This is a genomic window from Pseudomonas sp. TE4620 (assembly GCF_056279045.1).
Map to the genome: position 1 here is coordinate 3,192,240 of NZ_JBWBQO010000001.1, position 14,357 is coordinate 3,206,596.

Here is a 14,357-nt window from a genome sequence, read left to right on the forward strand (position 1 = left end):
ATGCCAAAAGCCCCCCTGAACCTGTTGAGCACCGCCATTGGCTGTGCGTTGCTGCTGGGAGCCTGTTCGGCCATGAAGCCGCATGAGTACAGCAAGGACGAACAGCGTCAGCGAATCGTTGCCGACCAGGCGCAGATGTATGCCGAGCAGGAGCCGGTGACCACCCCCATCACCCTCTATGAAGCCGCCGCGCGCGCCCTCAAGTACAACTTGGATTACCGCCTGAAACTGATGGAAGGCGCGCTGGCCGCTGACCTGCGCGATGTTTCCAGCCACGAGATGTTGCCACGCCTGGTGGCCTCGGCAGGCTACGCCGGGCGCAACAACGACTCCGGCGGCACCTCGATCGGTATCGAAGACCGCGAAGAAAGCCTGCGCGCGTCGACCTCCGAAGAGCGCTACCGCGAACTCTATGGCCTGGGCCTGAGCTGGAGCCTGCTGGACTTCGGCGTCGCCTATTACCGCACCCAGCAGTAAAGCGACCAGATCCTGATGGCCGAGGAGCGTCGGCGCAAGGTGGCGCAAAACGTCCTTCAGGACGTGCGCAACGCCTACTGGCGCGCAGTCGGCGCCCAGCGCCTGATGCCCCAGGTCGACCGACTGCTGGTGCGCACGCACCAGGCCCTGCTCTCGGCACGCCAGGCCGAAGGCAAGGGCTTGCTGCCGCGCCAGGAGGTACTGGCCTATCAACGCGCCCTGCTCGACTCCATCTACCTGCTGACGGTGCGCCGCCAGGACCTGGAGTTCGCCCAGTCGGAACTGGCCGCGCTGATGTCGCTGCCACCGGGCTCGCGCCTGATTCTCGCCGACAGCAGCGAGCCGGCGCTGCCAGTGCTCGATACCGACATTGGCCGGCTGGAGCAGCTGTCGCTGGAAAACCGTCCGGAGATCATGGAAGAGTGGTACCGCAAGCGGGTCAACGAGAACGACCTGAAGATCGCCAAGGCGCAGCTGTGGCCCAACGTCGCCGTCGATGTCGGCTACCGCTACGACTCCAACAAGTACCTGTACAACAGCAACTGGACCGAGACCGGCCTGCAGGTGTCGCTGAACCTGTTGCGCCTGCTGCAGCTGCCGTCCATTAACCGCGCCGCCGAGTCCCAGGGCAAGACCGACGACATGCGCCGGGTGGCCCTGTCGATGGCGATCCTGACCCAGGTACGGGTCGGCACCCTGCGTTACCAGCTGGCGCGCCAGGAAGTGGAATTCGCCGACCAGAGCCTGCTCGACTACGCCCAGGCCGCGCGCAACACCACCTACGGCTCGGAGCTGGAGCTGATCCGCGCCGAAGGCCGCTACCTGCTTTCGCGTTACCAGCGCGAAGCCGCCTACTCCAGTGCTCAGGCGGCCTGGGGGCGGCTGTACAACTCGGTCGGCCTCAACGTGCTGCCTGAAGAGATCGACAAACACGACATCAAGAGCCTGTCGCAGGCGCTGCAAAAAACCCTGGACACCCAGGAACACCAAAGCCTGCTGCTTAGCCAACAAGGAACCGCCAATGTCGTACGTCGTTGAGCGCCCGCTGCTCGCCCTGCTGATGGCCTGCCTGATGGCGCCGGCCACGGCGCAAGTCAATGCCGGTGACGATGCCAGCGCCATTCGCGTGCTGCTCGCCGCTGACCTGGAAACCACCCTGTCGAGCCAGATGAACGGCACCCTGGGTGAGCTCAAGGCAAGCTTCGGCCAACCGGTTGGCAAGAGCAGCGTGCTGGCCCGCTTCGACTGCGCCGAACCCCAGGCCCGGGCCAAGGTTGCCGGCGCCGAACTGACCATGGCCCGGCAGAACCTCGACGCCAAGCGCAACCTGCGCAAACTCGAGGCGGTGGGCGATCTGGAAGTGGCCATGGCCAGCACCGAGGTTAAAAAAACCGAAGGCGCCTTGGCCCTGGCACAGGCGCAGAACGCCTACTGCCAGGTGCAGGCACCCTTTGCCGGACGGGTCGCCAAGGTGCATGTCAAACCGTTCCAGACCGTGGTGGCGGGTACACCGCTGTTTGACCTGGTCAGCGATGGCGCCCTCAAGGTGCGCCTCAACGTCCCGTCCAACCTGCTGCCCGGGCTCAAGACCGGCAATCCCTTGCAAGTCAGCATCCACGAAACCGGCAAGGCTTACCCGGCGCACCTGAGTGCCATCAATGCGCGGGTCGATGCGGTCGCGCAGACCGTGGAACTGGAAGCGCGCCTGGACGCCGAATACCCGGAACTGATTGCCGGCATGAGTGGCACTGCCACCTTAAGCCCGGCCCATGACTGAACGCCTGCCACCGGCACCGCTGTTGCTGAGCCTGAGCGCCCTGCGTGACCGGGCGCTGGCGGCCGACTCGCTCAACGCCCTGGCGTTCTCCATCGCCAACGACCCCTTCCCCCTCCTGCAGCACCGCCAGGCCCTGGTGTTTGCCCAGCGCGAGCAGACGCTGGAGCTGCTTTGCGTCTCGGGCCTGGCCAAGCCCGCCGAAGATTCGCCCTACCTGGTGTGGCTGCGCCGCGCCAGCCGCTGGCTGGCCGCCCAGGTCACCGATGGCCAGCCGCGCTGGCTGGCCCGTGAAGCCGTCGCGCCGGATGCCGACATTGCCCAGGGTTGGGCCGAGTGGTGGCCGGCCGGTGCCTGGTGCATCCCGCTGAACGACCGCCACGGCACGCGCCTGGGCCTGGTGGTGTACCTGCTGGACAGCCCGCCGACCGGCCTGGCGCCGTTGATGGAAGGTGTCTGGCAGACGTGGGCCCATTGCTGGGCAGGCTTCAGCCGCCAGCCACGGCTGCTGGGCTGGCGACCGAACAAGCGCCAGGTCGGCCTGGCCTTGCTGCTCGGCGCCGGCCTGCTGCTGGTGCCGGTGCGCCAGAGCGCCCTGGCACCGGCTGAGATCGTCTCGCGCCAGGCGCAGAACATCAGCTCGCCGATCGACGGCGTGATCCAGGCCATGCAGGTGCGCCCCAACCAGCCGGTGGAGCAGGATGCGCCCTTGTTCAGCCTGGATGAAACCACCCTGCGCAGCCGTGCCGAAGTGCTGGGCAAAGAGCTGGCGGTGGCCGATGCCGAGCTCATGGCCGCCAGCCAGCGTGCCTTCGACAACCCGCAAAGCAAAGGCGAATTGACCCTGCTCAACGGCCGCGTCCAGCAGCGCCGCGCCGAGCTGGCCGCGGTACAGGCGCAGCTGCAACGTACCCAGGTGCGCTCGCCGCGCGCTGGCGTTGCCGTGTTCAGCGACCCCAACGACTGGCTGGGCAAGCCAGTGGTCACCGGTGAGCGCATCCTGCAGGTCGCCGACCCCAGCCAGCCGGCGATGCGCATCCAGCTGCCGGTGGCCGATGCCATCGCCCTGGAGCCCGGCGCTGAAGTCACCCTGTTCCTCACCGCCTACCCCTTGTCGCCACTCAAGGGCCAGGTACTGGAGACCAGCTACCAGGCCCAGGCCAGTGACGATGGCGTGGTTGCCTATCGCCTGCTGGCGAGCATCGAGGAGGCGCCCGAGCATGCCCGCCTCGGCCTGCACGGCACGGCCAAGCTGTATGGCGAGCGGGTGGTCCTTGGCTATTACCTGCTGCGCCGGCCGATTGCCGCACTGCGGGCCTGGAGCGGCTTGTGATCGCGGCGGCGGCGAGCCTGCCGACCCCCGCCCTGCGCGACGACCTGCGCCTGCATGAAGTGGCACCGGGCAAGGACGGCGAACCGGCCTGGACCCTGCAGGACACGGTGACCAACCGCTTCTACCGGATCGGCTGGCTGGAGTTCGAATGCCTGCTGCGCTGGCAACAGAGCCCGGCACAGATCTGCCAGGACATCCATGCGCGGACCGCACTGCGCCCGGACGTCGAGCAGGTGCTGGAGTTCTGCCAGTTCCTCGACCAGCACCAACTGTTGCGCCCCGGCCCGGAAGCGGTCGGGCGCCTGGCCAGCCGTAGCCAGGGCAATGCCTGGCTGACCTGGCGCTGGTGGCTGCACCACTACCTGTTTTTTCGCGTGCCGCTGCTACACCCAGAGCGTTGGCTGCAACGCCTGGCCGGGCGCCTGGACTGGCTGTTCCAACCCCTGACCGCGGTACTGGTGGTGCTGCTCAGCCTGCTGGGGGTGCTGCTGGTAATCCAGCAGTGGGATACTTTCACCCACGCCCTGGTGGAGTCGTTCTCTACCGCCGGGCTGCTCAGCTTTGCCCTGGCGCTGATTCTGGCCAAGACCCTGCACGAGCTTGGCCATGCCCTGGTGGCAACCCGCCTGGGCCTGCGCGTCGGGCACATGGGCATCGCCTTCGTGGTGCTCTGGCCGATGCTCTACACCGACACCGGCGAGAACTGGAAACTGCGCCATGCCCGGCAGCGCCTGGCCATCGCCGCCGCCGGCATCGTGACCGAACTGGGCCTGGCCGGCCTCGCCACCCTGGGCTGGGCGCTGTGCGACCCCGGCCCGCTGCGCAACGGCCTGCTGTACCTGGCCACCACCAGCTGGGTGCTGTCGCTGGCCCTCAACGCCAGCCCGTTCATGCGCTTTGACGGCTATTTCATCCTCTGCGACCTGCTCGACTTCCCCAACCTTCACGAACGCTCCTCGGCCCTGGCACGGGTAGCCTTGCGCCGCAGCGTGCTGGGCTTGCCGGAAGCCTGGCCGGAGCCCTTCGCCCGCGGCCCGCGGCGGGCCCTGATCGCCTTTGCCATCGCCACCTGGCTGTACCGCCTGGTGCTGTTTCTGGGGATCGCCGTGGCGGTCTACCTGCTGTTCTTCAAACTGCTCGGGATCATTTTGTTCATCGTGGAAATTTCCTGGTTCATCCTCATGCCGGTCGGGCGCGAAATGAAAGCCTGGTGGCAGCGTCGCAAGCTGGTCAGCAACGCCCGACGCTACAGCCTGTGGCTGCTGGCGGGGTTACTGCTGTTGCTGCTGGCGCTCCCCTGGCGCAGCCATGTCCAGGCGATCGGCGTCGCCCGCGCCGAACAGCAACTGCGCGTCTATGCCCCCTACCCGGCGCGCTTGCAAGCCGTGCACCCCAGTGGCGTGGTCGAAGCCGGCAGCACCCTGGTCAGCCTTGAGGAACCGGACATGCTCACGGATGAACAGCAGCGAAGCCAGCCTCAAAGGCTATCAGGCACGCCAGAACGGCCTGCTTGCCGACCCGGCCGGCCTCAGTGAAGACCTGGCCACCCGCCAGCGCCTCAACGTACAACTGGAAACCCGCCGCGCCGCCCGCCTGGAAATCGACCGCCTGCAACTGCAGGCGCCGTTTCGCGGGCGCTGGCTGGACCTTGACCCGGACTGGCGACCCGGCCAGTGGCTCAACAGCCGCCAGGCTATCGGCGTGCTGGTCGACCCCAGTCGCTGGCAGGTCGATGCCTATGTCGAGCAGGACGAGGTGCAGCGCCTGAGCCCAGGTGCTGCGGTGCGCTTCTACCCCGAAGGCGAGGCCAGCGCGATAGTCGGCAAGCTGGTGGCGATCGGCACTACCCGCGCCAGCCAGTTAGCCCATCCAATGCTCGCGGCGCGCTTTGGTGGCCCGCTGAACACCTCGGCAAAAAGCCAGGAGCTGATCCCGACCCCGGCGCTGTTCCATGTTCTGGTGCAACTTGAACAGGCGCCGCCACACCTGGCGCAAACCCGCGGGCGCCTGCAGATCGAAGCTGCCCGGCGCAGCCTTCTAGGCGAGGGGCTGATCCACCTGGCGGCGATTGCCCTGCGCGAAAGCGGCTTCTGAATCGGCGCCAACGTGACTCGTGCATGCCTGTTCCAGTCCCATGAGAGTGCCCTCATGGCACTGCAACAGCAGACAACCACAACAATACGGTCTGACCCGCATGCACGCCCAACGCACCGCCTTGCACAACGAGTTGCACGCCCGCCCGTCGCTGTATTTCGATGAGCCCGCGCATGTTTTCCACCTGGCGTTTCTCGGCGCCGATGCCGACTGCAATGCCCTGTTGCAGCGTTGCTGCCCGGGCGCCTTCGAGCCCGATGCCGCCCAGGGCATCACCACGCTGGACGGCCATCCGTTCAAATGGGAGCGCCATTCCGAGTTCTTCACCCTGACCCTGGTAGTGCCCGCCGCCAGCGCCGAGCTGCACTGGAGCACTTTGCCCGCCGCCCTGGCTGCAGGTGTGGAGCCCTACCGTGAGCAGATGATCAACTCGGTGCAGGTGCTGGTGCGCGATGAACACAACCTCGACCTCAGCCGTTACGGTTTCAAGGACCCCAGCGGCTCATGCGTGGGCGGTGGCGATGCCGTGGTGTGGAGTGATTTTCGCCTGACTGCCGATGGCACCAACCGCTTCCTGTTCATCAACCGCCGGCTCAATGCCTACCGCCAGGGGCGCATGATCCGCCGCCTGCTGGAGATCGAGACCTACCGGATGATGGCGTCTTTGTCGCTGACCGCCGCCAAGGCCCTGGGCCCGCAACTGGACGCCTATGACCGCAAACTGGTGAGCCTGTCGGAGCGTAACGTCAGCAGCGACGGCGGCAATGCCAAGGCGCTGCTGGCCGATATCGCCCAGTTGTCGCGCCAGGTGGTCGGCAGCACGGTCAAGCACCGCCACCGTTTCAGCGCCACCCAGGCCTATGCGCAACTGGTGTTCGAGCGCCTGGGCGAGTTGCGCGAGAGCCATGTCGGCGATTGCCAGCGCCTGGGGGTGTTCATCGAGCGGCGCTTCAAGCCCACCGTGCGTTACTGCGCGGCCAGCGAGCAGCGTCTGGAGCACCTGGCCGAAAGCGTCGCCAACCTCGGCGACCTGTTGCAGGCGCGGGTGCAGGTGGAGATGGAAGAACAGAACGCCGAGATCCTGCGCAGCCTCAACGCCCGCGCCGACACCCAGATCAAAATCCAGCGGGCAGTCGAAGGCCTGTCGATCATCGCCATCAGCTACTACCTGCTGAGCCTGTTCAAGCTCTTTTATGCCGGCCTGCACACCCTCGGCGCACAGATCACTGCCCGCGAAGCGCTGCTGGGCATGGCGCCGGTGGTGATATTGACCCTGCTGGTGATTTTGCTACGGATCAGGAAAGCCAAGGCGCATTGACGCCCGGGCCCGGGCTGCTCAGGCCCGGGTGATCAAACCCTGGCGGGCGACGCGGGTCAGGTGGCCGATAACTTCGGCAGCGTCGTCGGCGCTGGGCGACTGGATCACGGCGAGATCGAAACGGTCGTTGGCAAACTGGCCAAGGGAATCGCGGCTGTCGGCGAACTGGATAAGGAAGGCAGTGTTGCGGCTGTTGCGACGCGGCCAGCCGTCAAGGTAGCGCAGGAGGGTTGGCTGATGGCTGCCGCCCAGAAGAATACGCGGCGTGCGCGTGCCCTGGCTGGCGGGCAACGGGGTCAGGCAAACACTGGAACGTGGACAACTCATGGGGTTAGATCTCCGCCTCGCAAAACCCGCTGGGCTGCGGTGGGAGGCGTCACCGAACCAGCGTTTTAGCGGTATTTGGTGAAACCCCCGAAGAGGTAACCCTGCGCCCCGCAAGTAGCTGTTTAAATCGGCGCAAGTCAGCATCCTAGAGGCGCTGCGGGTGGAATGTCAATATGTGCCCTGCGCAGTCGTCGTACCCACAAAGCAAGAGCGAAGCGAATTGTGCTCTTGATCTTGATCTGCTTTTGATCTTGATCCACCGGCCCCGTTAACCAGAAGGGCCGAGCGCAGGTGTTGCGAAGTGGCGAGTGCGCAGCACCTTCGGCGATAGCCGAAGTTGCGAAACGTAGAGTTGCTTGCAACTCGTAGTTCGCAATGCCCCGTAGCGACACCGGAGCGAGGGGACCCGAAGCGCAGCGCAGGGCCCCTGGTGGGGCAAGAATTTTTGCTTACTTTTTTTTCGACTGAAAAAAGTAAGGCGCCGTAAGGGCGCAAAGGTGACTCAGCATCCCCGCCCCATCCGGACCCTTAATGAGCCATTCCAAACACCCCATTACTAACGCCCATTACCCTTCCCCCCTTTGGGCTCCAGCGAAGCCCGCTCCCGATCAAACGCCAGGAAGTACTTGTTGACACTGTTCACATAACTCACCGGCCCCATGCCCACCTGCTCCATGGCAATGCGCTCGGTCTGGAAAAACCACTGATTACCATTGAGCCCCCGCCGCCGGGCCTCGGCGCGCATCGCCTGGACCCGCTCCGGCCCCAGGTTGTAGGCCGCCAGAGTAAAGGCCATGCGCTCACGCTCGTTGAGCTGGTTACTGGCAAAGAACTTGCGCCGGATCAGCGCCATATAGCGGGCGCTGGCCTGAACATTGCCATCGACATTGGAAATATTGCTCACCCCGACCCGCTGGGCAGCGCTGGGGGTGATCTGCATCAGCCCATGAGCGCCACCGGCGCCGCGCGCGCTCGGGTCAAGGGAAGACTCCTTGAAGGCCACCGCCGCCAGGTTCAGCCAGTCGATATTCTGTGCGCTGGCATGGCGCTGCAACACCGGCCGCAGGGCTTCCAGGCGCTTGCGGTCGCTACGCGCCAACGGGTTGTGCACCCGGTACAGGCGCCGGTAGATCCGCTCGAACGCTGCGTCCTGGTTGGCCGGCGCCTTGTAGCCCTGCAAAAAACGATCGACGCTGGCGTGCAGCATCACCGCATCCCGGCGCACGTACCAGCGCATGGCCTCGGGGCTGGCCAGGTGCAGTTTGCGCTCGACCCGCAGCTTGGGCATGACCTTGGCCCAGCGTTCGGCAATCGGCTGCTCGACCACGGTCAGGTGAAAGATCCCGGCCTGGACCATCTCCAGCACGTCTTCCACGGCCAGCGTCGGGTCGACCCACTCAACCTTGATCGGCGCAAGCTTACGCAGGGCCAGTTTCTGGTTAATCTCGTGCAGGGTGTCGCCGGCCGCGCTGGAGCTGGTCAGCGCCAGGGTACGCCCGGACAACTGCTCGACGCGCTGGACGCTGCGCTCGCCCTTGCGCCCGACCAGCACCAGCGGCACCTTGTCGACTACCGGGTCGCTGGCGCTGAGACCGCGGGTAGAGGTCGGGTCGACCAGCTCGCCAGGCGCCACCAGGTCGGCTTCGCCGCGCTGCAAGGCGGCCAGCAACTGGTCTTTGGCGCGAGGGATGATCTTCAGGCGGATTTCCTCGCCATCGCGGGCGCGGGCATTGAGGTAATGCTCGAACGCGCGCAGGCGGTGATACTCGACCCCCACCGGCTCGCCCTTGACTTCACCGGAGCTGTTGCGGCTCTGGTTGACCAGCACCTTCAGTACCCGGCTGCTGCGGATTTGCGCAAGGTCGCGCGCCGGGGTCTTGGGCACCGCCTGTTGCGGCCCGGCCAGACGCGCGCTGGCCGGCCCGGCAGGCAGCAGCGAGAAGCTCAGCACGATCAACAAAAACAGCGCTCGGGTCATCCGTTGCGAGGTCCGCGCGTGTGGGGTTGGCGCCATAGTTTGCAGTCGTTCCATGACAATTGACCGCAAAAGACCACGACAACTCGTTGAAGTTCTTGGCTTTATCGATTTCGGTCGAGCTTTGTTATGCTGGCCGGCTTCCGGCCTGAGGTAGCACCATGCAACTCATCGACATCGGCGTCAATCTGACCAACCCAAGTTTTGCCGACAAACACCAGGCAATTCTCGAACGCGCCCTGGCCGCCGGGGTGGTGCAGATGATGGTCACCGGCACCAGCCTTGAGGGCAGCGAACAGGCCCTGGAGCTGTGCCAGCAACTCGATGAAAGCGCCCAGCACCTGTTCAGCACCGCAGGCGTGCACCCCCATGACGCCAGCAGCTGGAGCAGTGCCAGCAGCCGTCAGCTGCGGGCCTTGCTTGAACAGCCGCGGGTGCAGGCGGTGGGTGAATGCGGGCTGGATTTCAACCGCGATTTTTCGCCGCGCCCGCAGCAGGAAAAGGCCCTGGAAGAACAGCTGGCCCTGGCGGTCGAGTTGCAGATGCCGGTGTTCCTCCACGAGCGCGACGCCAGCGAACGCCTGCTGGCGATCCTCAAGGACTTTCGCGACCGCCTGCCGGCAGCGGTAGTGCACTGCTTTACCGGCGAGCGCGCAGCGTTGTTCGGCTACCTGGACCTGGACCTGCACATCGGTATCACCGGCTGGATCTGCGACGAGCGCCGCGGCACCCACCTGCACCCGCTGGTCAGCAGCATCCCCCAAGGCCGCCTGATGCTCGAAAGCGATGCGCCCTACCTGCTGCCGCGCAGCCTGCGGCCCAAACCGAAAAGCGGGCGCAACGAACCGGCGTTCCTCACCGAAGTGCTGCGTGAAGTGGCCCTGCACCGTGGCGAAAGCGTCGAGCAACTGGCCGCCCACAGCACCGCCACGGCACGGGCCTTCTTTAACCTGCCCGCGATTATTTGACGCATATCAAAACGTCTTGATGATCGAGTCGGCACAATGATGGCACCTTGCCAACAATGTTTCCGCTCAATCAGAGAAGACCTACCATGGGTGCCTGGCTTAGCAATATCTCCCTGAAATACAAGTTCTGGGCCGTGAACGCGGTCGCCTTTGTCACTACGTTGTTCCTGGTGCTGTATGCCGTGCACCTGGAACAACAGGCGCGGGCCCAGACCGCCCAAAGCAAAGCTGAAGCCGAGGCGCAGTTGCTGGCCGCCTGGCCTGCCGGGCAAACTTTGCCGAGCAACGCCCTGTGGCTGACCTACAGCCCCGGCCAGGTACCGCAATTTGAAGGGCAAAGCCTCGATGCACTGGCCACTGCCCAAGGCTGGGTCGAACTCGAAGGCTTGCCGTTGCTGGGCGAGAACCCTTTGACCGGCGCCCAGGTGATCAGCCGCGGTGACCAGCAGATTGCCGTACTCGCCCCCTCCCCCAGCCTGATCCAGGTGTTCACCGACCGCTTCACCAACTACGCCGTGTGCGTACTGATCCTGATGCTGGCGATGCTCTGTGCCTCGCAATTGTTGATCCGCTTTCTGCTCAGCCAGCTCAACACCCTCAAGGATGTGATGCTGCACGTGGAAAAAACCGGCGACCTGTCGGCCCGCGTGCCGCTGGCCTGTGGCGATGAGGTCGGGCAGATGGCCAGCGCCTTCAATGCCATGCAGACCACCTACCACCGGGTGGTCAACACCGTCGCGCGCACTGCCGCGCAGCTGGATTCCGGCGCCGCGCGCCTGGCCGCGAGCATGAACGATGTGCGCCACGGCATGCTCGGCCAACAGAGCGAAACCGACCAGGCCGCCACCGCCATCAACGAAATGACCGCCACGGTCTACCACATTGCCCAGCACGCCGGCGCCACCCGCGACCTGTCGCAGAGCGCCGACTCCCTGGCCGGCAGTGGCCAGGAGGTGGTCAGCCGGGTGCAGACCTCGATTGCCGGGCTGTCCAGCGGCGTGCAGCAGACCGCCGAGATGATTCGCCAACTGGCCGACGACAGCCAGAAGATCAACGGCGTGGTCGGGGTGATCCACAGCATTGCCGAACAGACCAACCTTTTGGCCCTCAACGCTGCCATCGAGGCCGCCCGTGCCGGTGACCTGGGCCGCGGCTTTGCCGTGGTCGCCGACGAGGTGCGCAACCTGGCCAAGCGCGTACAGGCCTCCACCGACGAAATCACCACCATGGTCTCGGCACTGCAGGCCGGTACCCGCGACGCCGTGGACTTCATGCAGGAAAGCTCGTTCAAGGCTGACGACTGCGTGCAGCAGGCCCAGGAAGCCGGCGCTGCCCTGGCGGAAATCACCAGCGCGGTGGCACAGATGCGCGAAAGCAACACGCAAATTGCCGTGGCCGCCGAGCAGCAAAGCCAGGTGGCCGAAGAAATGAACCGGGCAGTGGTAAGCATCCGCGATGTGACCGAAGAGACCGTACAGCAGACTGTCGACTCGGCCACCACCAGCAGCGAGCTGGCGACCCTGGCCGGTGAGCTGAACAAGGCCATCGGTCAGCTCAAGCTATAGGCGTCATAGCCGCCATCGATTGGCCCCTTCACCGGGGCCGCACTATTCTTCAGGCAAGACCCTGAGGAACATTTCCATGAGCAAACGCCTGCCCAACCTGCCCGCCTGGCAATGGCGTGGCTACCACCACAACCACCGCAACCCGACCAACCTGGTGCTGCACCTGATTGCCGTGCCGCTGTTCATCCTCGGCGTGCTGCTGGTGCTGTCCGGTTTGTTCTCGCTGGACCTGGGGCAACTGGCGGTGGGTATCATCGCCCTGATCGCCGGGCTCGGCCTGCAACGCCAGGGGCATCGCCTGGAGGCCCAGCAACCCGAGCCGTTCGCCAACCGCCAGGACGCCATCGGCCGCCTGCTGGTGGAGCAGTTCATCACCTTCCCGCGCTTTGTGCTCAGCGGTGCCTGGTGGCGCGCCTGGCGCGACCGCCACCGGCATTGAGTGGCGTCAGCCGAACACTGTTACGGTCTGGCGGCTGAGCGCCAGCAACTCGCCCTTGTCGCTCCACAGCGCAGCCGCCGCATGCCCGTAACCATCGCGGGCATGTTCGGTTTCGACGTGATAGCGGCACCAGTCCAGGGTGGTCAGGCTCGCCACCGGCTGGATGAACTCGATGGTCCAGGTCAGGGTGCTGCCAGCCGCCGGCTTGTTCAGGTGTGACAGCAAGGTCGGCGGCCAGGCATCGACCAGCGCCAGCAAGTGCGCCTCGCTGATCGGCTCTTCCCGTTCGCTGTCGCGAAAACGCACCCAGCCGCCCATGTCGCGGGACTTGTTGTTGCTGAACGGAATGCCGCCGATGGCCCAGCGCAGTGACACATGGCGCATGAACTCGGGGGTCACGCCCTTGATGTACGGCAGCTCCGTGCTCGACTGCTCGAGCGGCTTCATGTCTACCGCCGGCAAGGCCGGAACATCGATAAGCGAATCGCGGCCGCTGCCAAAGCTGCCCTGCATCAGGGTAACCACCTGGCCGTTCTGCACGGCGCGGCCCAGCAGCGAACTGACCGCCTTGCCTTCGCGCAGCAGTTCCACTTCAAAACTGATCGGCATTTGCGGCTCGGCCGGGCCGACAAAGGTGATGGCCAGGGAACGCACCGGGCGCCCCGGCGAGGTCTTGGCCAGCATGGCCTCATACAGCAAGGCCGCCATCAGCCCGCCGAAACAGGCGCGGCCCTGGGCCCAGCTGGAATCAATAACTACCGACTGGGGATGCTGGCGGACCGCCGTGAGCAATTGTGAGAAGTTCATGCCGACCTCAGCGATCAGGAAAAAACTGATCTTAACCAGCCAGCAAGCGGTCTACAGCACGCATTTCGGCCATTTCAGCGGGCTATCGCTGCGCAAGCTGCGCCTGCAGGCGTTCGAGGGTGGCGTCGGCGCCTTGTTCGGCTTTGGCCAACTGCGCTTGCCAATGGCTGACGCACGGCGCCAGATCGCGTTGCTGCTCGGCCTGCAGCAGCCACTGCAACAGGTCGTGCCAACTGCCCAGGTCACTCTGGGCACGCTTGAGAGCCTTTTGCAGGCGCGAGTTGGAGTGCTGCAGTTGCGGGTAGGCTTCAGCCGCGTAGCGCACCCGTTTGATCAGCAGGCGCAGACGATGGCGGTCGTGGGCCGGGTCGTCGAGGGCCTGACGCAGTTGCTTCCACTGTTTTACCAGGCGTTTGTCGATGCGCTGTTGCAGCCGGCGGATCAAGCCCTGGCGCTGGGCGGCGCGCAGGAACACCGGGAAGGCGTCGATGATCGCCAGCAGGCGCGCCAGTTCGGCACTGGCGGCAACGCTGGCGAAGGTTTGCCGGCGCTGGGCCAGGCGTGCCTGCGCGGCGGCCACTTGCTGGCGCTCAAGCAGCTGCGCGGCCAGTACCTCACGGTCACGCAACGGCGTCGTCAAGCTGCCCAGGGCCTTGGCCGCAGCTTCCAGCTGATCGACACCGGGCAGTGCCCGTAACGGTCGCAACACACTGCGCAAGCGCCGCACGCCGATGCGCAGGTCGTGCAGCGCCTCGCTGTCGGTATCGGCAACCAGGCGCGCCTGGCAGGCCAAAAGGCGCACCTGCAGGCTCAGCACCTGGGCAATGACGTGGTCGAGCATGGCCGACGACATGGTCTACTCCTGTATCAGCGCCCGGCGCGAGATTCACGAATGTAGAAGCGAGCCTTCTCGGCCTTCTTGCTGCAGCCCTCGAACGCTTCGAACTGCTGCTGGGTCTTGGCCCCGGTCAACAACGACAGGGCTTTTGAATAACTGACAGTACCGGCGAAACCTTCGGCCTTGGCCAGGTCGAGCTCCTTCCAGGCCGAGTCCAGCTGATTGGCGCAGCTGTCGCGGTAGGCTGTCTTGCCAGCGCAACCGGTCAGAACCAGGGCAATCAGGGGCAGGCAAATCCAGGCTTTCATCGGCAATACCTCAAAAGAAAAAGTTCAGGGTGGCGACTTCGACGGTAAACAGCGAGAAAAGTGCCCTGTTCAGCGTAGCCCAGTGCCAGTGACGATTGAAGCACAGACACAATTGGGCGCATTGTTAGACCATG

Annotated in this window: 11 protein-coding genes and 2 pseudogenes; 8 read left to right on the forward strand and 5 right to left on the reverse strand. The window is 65.2% G+C overall.

Features of this window, described 5'->3' with window-relative positions:
- From ACZ9A3_RS14685 to ACZ9A3_RS14705, 5 genes and pseudogenes are all read left to right on the forward strand, one after another.
- Nucleotides 1-1,515 (forward strand): annotated as a pseudogene (locus ACZ9A3_RS14685) (TolC family protein).
- Entirely contained in the window at nucleotides 1,499-2,254 is a 756-nt protein-coding gene (locus tag ACZ9A3_RS14690; protein WP_045194772.1) for an efflux RND transporter periplasmic adaptor subunit, read from the forward strand. The pseudogene ACZ9A3_RS14685 and the gene ACZ9A3_RS14690 overlap by 17 nt, the downstream one beginning before the upstream one ends.
- Nucleotides 2,247-3,584 carry an efflux RND transporter periplasmic adaptor subunit gene (locus ACZ9A3_RS14695; protein ID WP_045194774.1) on the forward strand — a complete coding sequence of 446 codons (1,338 nt, stop codon included), beginning with the start codon at nucleotides 2,247-2,249 and terminating at the stop codon, nucleotides 3,582-3,584. The genes ACZ9A3_RS14690 and ACZ9A3_RS14695 overlap by 8 nt, the downstream gene beginning before the upstream one ends.
- Nucleotides 3,584-5,678: pseudogene (locus ACZ9A3_RS14700) on the forward strand (site-2 protease family protein). Before ACZ9A3_RS14695 ends, ACZ9A3_RS14700 begins: the two are co-directional and overlap by 1 nt.
- A gap of 100 nt (nucleotides 5,679-5,778) precedes the next feature.
- Entirely contained in the window at nucleotides 5,779-6,996 is a 1,218-nt protein-coding gene (locus ACZ9A3_RS14705; RefSeq protein ID WP_476252853.1) for a DUF3422 domain-containing protein, read from the forward strand.
- Between the two features lie 18 nt (nucleotides 6,997-7,014).
- On the opposite strand, the gene ACZ9A3_RS14710 is transcribed toward ACZ9A3_RS14705, so the two are convergent.
- Complete coding sequence (locus ACZ9A3_RS14710) at nucleotides 7,015-7,323, reverse strand: hypothetical protein (protein ID WP_045194777.1); 309 nt, start codon at nucleotides 7,321-7,323, stop codon at nucleotides 7,015-7,017.
- 556 nt (nucleotides 7,324-7,879) lie between these two features.
- On the reverse strand, nucleotides 7,880-9,301 hold the full coding sequence (locus tag ACZ9A3_RS14715) for an MltF family protein (RefSeq protein ID WP_213604378.1): 1,422 nt from the start codon (nucleotides 9,299-9,301) through the stop codon (nucleotides 7,880-7,882).
- Nucleotides 9,302-9,459: 158 nt separating this feature from the next.
- Here ACZ9A3_RS14715 and ACZ9A3_RS14720 point away from each other — a divergent pair, with 158 nt between their 5' ends.
- From ACZ9A3_RS14720 to ACZ9A3_RS14730, 3 genes are all read left to right on the forward strand, one after another.
- Nucleotides 9,460-10,266 (forward strand): TatD family hydrolase, encoded by an 807-nt coding sequence (locus ACZ9A3_RS14720; RefSeq protein WP_045194781.1) that lies wholly within the window; start codon nucleotides 9,460-9,462, stop codon nucleotides 10,264-10,266.
- A gap of 86 nt (nucleotides 10,267-10,352) precedes the next feature.
- Nucleotides 10,353-11,831 carry a methyl-accepting chemotaxis protein gene (locus ACZ9A3_RS14725; RefSeq protein WP_045194783.1) on the forward strand — a complete coding sequence of 493 codons (1,479 nt, stop codon included), beginning with the start codon at nucleotides 10,353-10,355 and terminating at the stop codon, nucleotides 11,829-11,831.
- A gap of 76 nt (nucleotides 11,832-11,907) precedes the next feature.
- Complete coding sequence (locus ACZ9A3_RS14730) at nucleotides 11,908-12,270, forward strand: Mpo1-like protein (RefSeq protein WP_045194785.1); 363 nt, start codon at nucleotides 11,908-11,910, stop codon at nucleotides 12,268-12,270.
- 6 nt (nucleotides 12,271-12,276) lie between these two features.
- Here ACZ9A3_RS14730 and ACZ9A3_RS14735 read toward each other — a convergent pair whose 3' ends face one another.
- From ACZ9A3_RS14735 to ACZ9A3_RS14745, 3 genes are all read right to left on the reverse strand, one after another.
- Nucleotides 12,277-13,077, reverse strand: a complete 801-nt coding sequence (locus tag ACZ9A3_RS14735; protein ID WP_045194787.1) for an acyl-CoA thioesterase — start codon at nucleotides 13,075-13,077, stop codon at nucleotides 12,277-12,279.
- 82 nt (nucleotides 13,078-13,159) lie between these two features.
- Nucleotides 13,160-13,930 carry a CHAD domain-containing protein gene (locus ACZ9A3_RS14740; protein ID WP_249744415.1) on the reverse strand — a complete coding sequence of 257 codons (771 nt, stop codon included), beginning with the start codon at nucleotides 13,928-13,930 and terminating at the stop codon, nucleotides 13,160-13,162.
- 14 nt (nucleotides 13,931-13,944) lie between these two features.
- Nucleotides 13,945-14,223, reverse strand: coding sequence for a hypothetical protein (locus ACZ9A3_RS14745; RefSeq protein ID WP_028941416.1), 279 nt, complete (start codon nucleotides 14,221-14,223; stop codon nucleotides 13,945-13,947).
- Between the last annotated feature and the right edge of the window lie 134 nt (nucleotides 14,224-14,357).

Excerpts from the sequence above, each read along its gene's own strand:
- ACZ9A3_RS14730 (WP_045194785.1), top strand. The coding sequence starts at position 11,908 with ATGAGCAAACGCCTGCCCAACCTGCCCGCCTGGCAATGGCGTGGCTAC.
- ACZ9A3_RS14725 (WP_045194783.1), top strand. The coding sequence starts at position 10,353 with ATGGGTGCCTGGCTTAGCAATATCTCCCTGAAATACAAGTTCTGGGCC.
- ACZ9A3_RS14710 (WP_045194777.1), bottom strand. The coding sequence starts at position 7,323 with ATGAGTTGTCCACGTTCCAGTGTTTGCCTGACCCCGTTGCCCGCCAGC.
- ACZ9A3_RS14745 (WP_028941416.1), bottom strand. The coding sequence starts at position 14,223 with ATGAAAGCCTGGATTTGCCTGCCCCTGATTGCCCTGGTTCTGACCGGT.
- ACZ9A3_RS14695 (WP_045194774.1), top strand. The coding sequence starts at position 2,247 with ATGACTGAACGCCTGCCACCGGCACCGCTGTTGCTGAGCCTGAGCGCC.
- ACZ9A3_RS14715 (WP_213604378.1), bottom strand. The coding sequence starts at position 9,301 with ATGACCCGAGCGCTGTTTTTGTTGATCGTGCTGAGCTTCTCGCTGCTG.
- ACZ9A3_RS14735 (WP_045194787.1), bottom strand. The coding sequence starts at position 13,077 with ATGAACTTCTCACAATTGCTCACGGCGGTCCGCCAGCATCCCCAGTCG.
- ACZ9A3_RS14705 (WP_476252853.1), top strand. The coding sequence starts at position 5,779 with ATGCACGCCCAACGCACCGCCTTGCACAACGAGTTGCACGCCCGCCCG.
- ACZ9A3_RS14690 (WP_045194772.1), top strand. The coding sequence starts at position 1,499 with ATGTCGTACGTCGTTGAGCGCCCGCTGCTCGCCCTGCTGATGGCCTGC.
- ACZ9A3_RS14740 (WP_249744415.1), bottom strand. The coding sequence starts at position 13,930 with ATGTCGTCGGCCATGCTCGACCACGTCATTGCCCAGGTGCTGAGCCTG.
- ACZ9A3_RS14720 (WP_045194781.1), top strand. The coding sequence starts at position 9,460 with ATGCAACTCATCGACATCGGCGTCAATCTGACCAACCCAAGTTTTGCC.